Raw genomic sequence first — 5,715 nt, 5'->3', positions numbered from 1 at the left:
AATCGCTTCAACCGCTGGAGTCGACAGGGTATCTGGCTCGACCTGTTCGAGGCGCGACCGGTTGATTCACGGTTCCGGAAGGAGACCGTGATGGGTGATTTGTTTTTGCTGAGCGAGTCGCGGCAACAATGGCTCGATCCGAGCCCACTCCGCACCGCTCAACCAGGTCAACTGCCGCTGCTTCATCAAGGCCTCCAACTCCAAGACCTTGAATCACAATTTGGCAGAACCTGGAATCCCTATTGAGTACAGACCTAGGGTCAGGACCTATTAATTTGGTTTGAGATGTGCCAGATGGCGCGGATTGAACCCTATTTCCCGCTGGCGCATGGCGTACCGCGCGTCGATGATCGCAGAGTGATCAGCGGCATCGTCTACGTTATCAAGCATGGCCTGCAATGGAAGGACGCGCCGAAGGATTACGGGCCGCATAAAACGCTCTACAACCGTTTCATTCGCTGGAGCCGGCTCGGCGTCTTCGACCGCATCTTCGCAGCGCTGGCGGCCGAAGGCCCGAAGCCCGAGCGCATCATGATCGACGCGACGCATCTGAAGGCACACCGGACGGCGGCGAGCCTGCTCAAAAAGGGGATGTTCCCCGTCGTATCGGGCGAACCAAAGGCGGACTGAACTCCAAGCTGCATACCGTTTGTGACGGTGAAGGCCGTCCGATCATCATGATACTCAGCGAAGGGCAAGATGAGCGATCACAAGGGCGCACGTCTTGTGCTTGACGCCTTGCCGCCAGCCAAGACGCTGATTGCCGACCGGGGTTATGACAGCACGCAGTTCCGAGAGGCACTAAAAGAAAAGGGCATTGAGCCCTGCATTCCCTCAAGCCGCAGCCGAAAGATACCTTATCCCTACGACAAGAGCCTCTACCGTCAGCGCCACAAGGTCGAGAACCTCTTCGCCAAGCTCAAGGACTGGCGGCGCATCGCCACCCGCTACGATCGATGCGCACACACCTTCTTCTCCGCCGTCTGCATCGCAGCAACCGTCATCTTCTGGCTTTGATCAATGAGATGCTGTAACGGGGCCTGCGCCGTGCACCACCAGCTCACTCATCTTGCAATTGCCCACGGCAAGCTGTCGCTGTTCCCGTATCAGTCTCAATCGGAGGAATACGGGATGAAACTGTTTATCGGACTGGATGTATCACTGGCGAAGACCGCGGTCTGTGTGATCAACGAGCATGGCAAGATCGTAAAAGAAGCGCAGGTTCCCAGTGATCCCCAGGCGATCGCAGACTTTGCAAACACCCTGGAGGGAGCGGTCGCCATCATAGGGCTGGAAGCCGGACCGCTGTCCCAGTGGCTGCATCGCGGTTTGACTGATGCCCGGCTGGATGTCGTTCTGATGGAAACCCGACAGGTGAAGGGCGCACTGAAGGCAATGCCGATCAAAACGGATCGGCGTGACGCGGAAGGGATTGCCCGACTGCTTCATCTGGGCTGGTTCAGGCCGGTACATTGCAAGTCCGTGTCGGCACAGGAGGTTCGCGCGCTTCTGGCCGCCCGCAAGGCGATTCAGCAGGGCATGATCGCGCTGGAGCTGTCATTGCGCGGACTGCTGAGAAACTTTGGCCTGAAGGTCGGCGCCATCTCACGCGGCCAGTTCGACGCCCGGATCAGGCAATTGGTGGAAGGCAATTCCATGTTGCAAGCAGCGTCCGGGCCGATGTTACGTGCACGCACCAGCCTGCGCCATGAACTGGCAGGGCTCGAACGTCAGGTCCGCCTGCTTGCGAAGGACGACGCGGTGTGCCGGCTGTTGATGACGATGCCAGGCATCGGGGCGGTCGTCGCCTTAACTTTCCGATCCGCTGTCGATGATCCCGCGCGGTTCTCATCGTCCAAGAAAGTTGGTCCATGGGTTGGCCTTACACCATCGCGCAACCAGTCCGGGGAGCGCGACGTGATCGGCGGCATTACGCGAGCCGGCGACGCCAATCTGCGAAGAGCCTTGTGCCAAGCGGCTACCGTCATGATCCATCGAGGTCGCTCGACATGGCTGAGAAGCTGGGCTGCACAGGTTGCCAAACGCCGAGGTGCAAAGCGCGCGATGGTGGCTTTTGCAAGGCGCATCGGCACCATCCTTCACCGGATGTGGAAGGATGGCACGGAATTCTCCCCGACAGTCCCGTTGATCGCCAAGTCGGCCTGAGCGTTCACATTAAAACCATATCGTTGCCGTCTGCCTGAGCGCAGACCTTCGAGGTCCCAACCGGGACGCGGTTCCGATGATGCCGTGGTCAGGACTGTCGCAGGCCTCGGTCGAGCACGCCAATGAGATGGGCACATCGGAATTACCGCACTGGACCAGCATCATGTTGGCAGCCATCGCGCTGACCACGGACCGAAGCATGAACCCGGGGTGACCTCAAACGAAGGGCGAAGCAAGCCAGGCATCGGCGAAAGGGAATCTGTAGGGATTATTTGCCGCCCTGGCAGCATGACGGCGCTGCTGCGGTCGTCACTTTTTGCTTGACTGGGACGGCCCCGTTACCGAAGTCCTGAGCCTAGGTGTTTGATCCCAGAATTTGATGGTGCGATCTTTTCCGCCAAATGGAAGGAAGCACTATGGGCCAAATACGCCACGGCAGCGCCACGACCACGTACGCGGTCCGAGCTGCAATACAGCGATCGCAAGCTTCGGCCGCGGAGTTGAGCCGGAGCTACGGGATCAATCCGAAGACCGTTCTGAAGTGGCGCAAGCGGGCAACGGTCGAGGACCTCAAGACCGGACCGAAGGAGCCGCGTTCAACCGTTCTCAGTGAAGAGGAGGAGGCGATCATCATCGCGTTCCGGCGGCACACGCTGCTGGCGCTCGACGATTGTCTCTACGCTCTTCAGCCGACAATCCCGCATCTGACGCGATCGTCATTGCATCGATGCCTGCAACGCCATGGAATTTCGAGACTGGCAGAAGTGGATGGCGACAAGCCGTCGAGGAAGAAGTTCAAGGTCTACGCAATCGGCTATTTTCACATCGACCTGACTGAGGTGCAGACCGCCGAAGGCAAACTCTACCTCTATGTCGCGATCGACAGGACCTCCAAGTTCGCCTTCGTCCAACTGGTCGAGCGCGCCACCATCCGAACGGCGTCAGACTTCCTGGAGGCACTGGTTGCAGCCGTGCCCTACGACATCCACACGGTGCTGACCGACAACGGCATCCAGTTCGCCGACATCCCGAAGAACCGCAACGGACCAACCGCACGGTTCCGGGGACACCCGTTCGATTGGGTATGCGGGCGACACGGCATCGAGCATCGGCTGACCAAACCCAAGCATCCTTGGACAAATGGCCAGGTCGAGCGGATGAACCGGACACTCAAGGAGGCAACCGTCAAACGCTATCACTACGACAGCCACGACCAACTGCGCAGACACGTCGGCGATTTCGTCTCGGCATACAACTTCTCCCGCCGGCTCAAGACACTCAGGGGCCTCACGCCCTATGAATTCATATGCGAGATATGGACTTCCGAGCCAGAGAGATTCACCCTGAATCCGATCCATCAGAGGCCGGGACTAAACACCTAGGTGAACACTCCCAGATGGGGACCTGGTTCGCTCCCCTTGAGGTCCTTGCTAAGGGCGACGGAATTGCCGTAGGCAAGGACATTGCCGCTCGCATCTCTAACATAACTTGGCGCGCATCGGCTGGCGCTGCCGTCTTTCAAGCCGGATGCCACTCACGGGGTTACTTCGTCGTAGACCCATTCACTGTCGTCGACGGTCATGCACATCTCTGTTCGAACGGGTTTCCTTCCCAGCCTCGATGCGCCCGTGTTCGGCCGGCGCAATAAGCATGAGTACGGCTTGGCGTGGAACGTTAAACCCGGACAAAGCGGTTTGGCTTAGCTGCCTGATCCATATCCTTCCGCCGAAAATAGATCGCGCGCCCGCAACGGATCGGGCTATGACCTTGCACGATAATGATCTGCTCGTCTTTGCGCATCGACTGGGTGATCTCGTGTGGCATGATCAGCGACCGGCGCTGGAAATTAACGCTTTCGGATTGGCGGGCCCCGGCGGTTTTTGTGTCCCAGCCAACGTTACGGGAACTCCTGTTTACCTCCACCGTCATCTCACCGCATTGGGCGGAGACGTTGCGCGCTGTGTCCAGCGCTTTGATCGCGGCATAGCTCGTGAAGGCGCAGCCGTCCATCCACGACGTCGCGCCATCCCTCCCGAAATGCCGCTCCAGCTGGCCGACCGATTGGTACATCAGCATCATTGAGATGCCGTACTTTCGGCCGCGGTCGCGCGCCTCTTCCATAACGCGCATGTATCCGAGAAGATCGACCTCATCGAGCATGAACAACGCCCGGCGCTTGAAGCCGCCATCGGCGTGGATCATGGCATTGATCAGTGAGCCGATGATCACGCGGCCGATGCTCGGATAGGAGCGCAGGATCGATGCTGGGATGTTGAGGAAAACGTCCTTCTTGCCCGAGACGATGTCACTCGATTTGAAAGCATTGCCACAGACGAGTGCGGCGTAGCTGTCGAGCGACAGCCACTGGCAGTCCTTCGATGCTGTCGAGTAGACGCCTGAAAACGTCTGCTCGGTCATGTTGGTGAAAACGCCGAGCGTTTCACGGATGAAGGCGGACGCGGAATGCTCCTGAATGTCACGTAGCATCGTCAGCACCGAGGGCTCCGGCTCGGAGACGATCTGCCGAAGACTGCGTAAGGTTCGCCGCCCTTCATATTCCGGCGACAGCATCACGTGCGCGAGCAGGCCGGTCAGGAGATTGTGTGCTTGGTTCTGGAAGTAGGAACCGCTCGAGCTTTCGAAACGCACGCTCTCCGACAAGAGCATGTGGGCAATGCCGACGATGTCTTCTTCCTTTCGTTGCGAGTTCTCGATCCCGTCGAGTACGTTGAAGCCCATGGTCGGGTTCGTCGGATCAAGCACCATCACCTCGCGGTCGAGGACGCGGGTTCGGTGCTGGATCACCATGGGCGCGAGCTCGGTGGAAGGGTCGAGGCAGATCAGCGGCCCGGTATAACGCAGCGCCGTCGGCACGACATTGCTTGTGGTCTTGTATCCACCCGACCCGGCGAAGAAGAGCATATGAGTGGAATCGAAATCCTGCTTGTAAGTCAGTAGCGGCGCCTTGCCGCCTTTCCCCCATGTGGCCGGATCGTTTGGATCGAAGGGCAGTTCATGGACGATGTCCTTGTCGACGCGATAGCGCTCGCCGACGACGATCTCGCCGTCCGGCGGAAACAGTCTTCCCGCTGCCGACATCGGCAGCCAGTCCGCGTCCCCGAAGGCTCCGCGCCTGGCGCGCTTTACCGGTTCGGGGACCACGGTGGAAACGCGCGCGGCCACAGCCACGGCCATGAAGCCAACGACTGCGCTGACGACAGCGACCATGTCGAGATAGGACAGCGCGCGCTCCCATGATAGCGCGCCGCTTTCCACGGATGGGGACAGTCGGCCGAATTCACGCAGCGCGTAGAGGCTGGCGACTGTCAAAAAACATACGAGACTCGCCATGGCTACCGGCATTCGCCGGTGCAACGGCAAGGCCCACACGGTCAACAGGCCTGCGAGCGGCCCGAGCAATAACGGTGGTAGCGGTGAGGCTCGTAGAAACCAGTATGCCGCCTTCCCGGACAGTCCGGCGGCGAGCACCGACCAGCGCCAGCCCACGACATAGACCGCAAAGGCGGTGACAGCGACGGGCACGAGACT

At 59.6% G+C, this 5,715-nt stretch carries 4 protein-coding genes and 1 pseudogene; 4 read left to right on the top strand and 1 reads right to left on the bottom strand.

The genetic code is table 11. From position 1 onward, the window contains the following. The 4 genes and pseudogenes from I8N66_RS35720 to I8N66_RS35705 all read left to right on the top strand — a co-directional run. Window positions 1-246, top strand: a 246-nt coding sequence (locus tag I8N66_RS35720; RefSeq protein ID WP_291164776.1) for a hypothetical protein, incomplete at its 5' end; no start/stop codon positions are given. A gap of 39 nt (window positions 247-285) precedes the next feature. After that, a pseudogene (locus tag I8N66_RS35715) lies at window positions 286-1,017 on the top strand (IS5 family transposase). 114 nt (window positions 1,018-1,131) lie between these two features. Then, the gene (locus I8N66_RS35710; RefSeq protein ID WP_291164780.1) at window positions 1,132-2,166 is read left to right on the top strand and encodes an IS110 family transposase; all 1,035 of its coding nucleotides are present in this window, start codon (window positions 1,132-1,134) and stop codon (window positions 2,164-2,166) included. 416 nt (window positions 2,167-2,582) lie between these two features. Continuing rightward, window positions 2,583-3,548, top strand: coding sequence for an IS481 family transposase (locus I8N66_RS35705; protein ID WP_291164773.1), 966 nt, complete (start codon window positions 2,583-2,585; stop codon window positions 3,546-3,548). A 292-nt stretch (window positions 3,549-3,840) separates the two neighbouring features. Here the strand turns inward: I8N66_RS35705 and traG are convergent. Then, a partial coding sequence (gene traG, locus I8N66_RS35700; RefSeq protein ID WP_291164770.1) for a Ti-type conjugative transfer system protein TraG occupies window positions 3,841-5,715 on the bottom strand: 1,875 nt, incomplete at its 5' end.

The sequence above is a fragment of the Ensifer sp. SSB1 genome (assembly GCF_016652895.1).
Taxonomy (GTDB): Bacteria; Pseudomonadota; Alphaproteobacteria; order Rhizobiales; family Rhizobiaceae; genus Ensifer.
This window is presented reverse-complemented; position numbering and strand designations above follow the sequence as displayed.

What these genes read in the sequence shown, in the direction of transcription:
- I8N66_RS35710 (WP_291164780.1), top strand. Translation starts at nt 1,132, where the DNA reads ATGAAACTGTTTATCGGACTGGATGTATCACTGGCGAAGACCGCGGTC.
- I8N66_RS35705 (WP_291164773.1), top strand. Translation starts at nt 2,583, where the DNA reads ATGGGCCAAATACGCCACGGCAGCGCCACGACCACGTACGCGGTCCGA.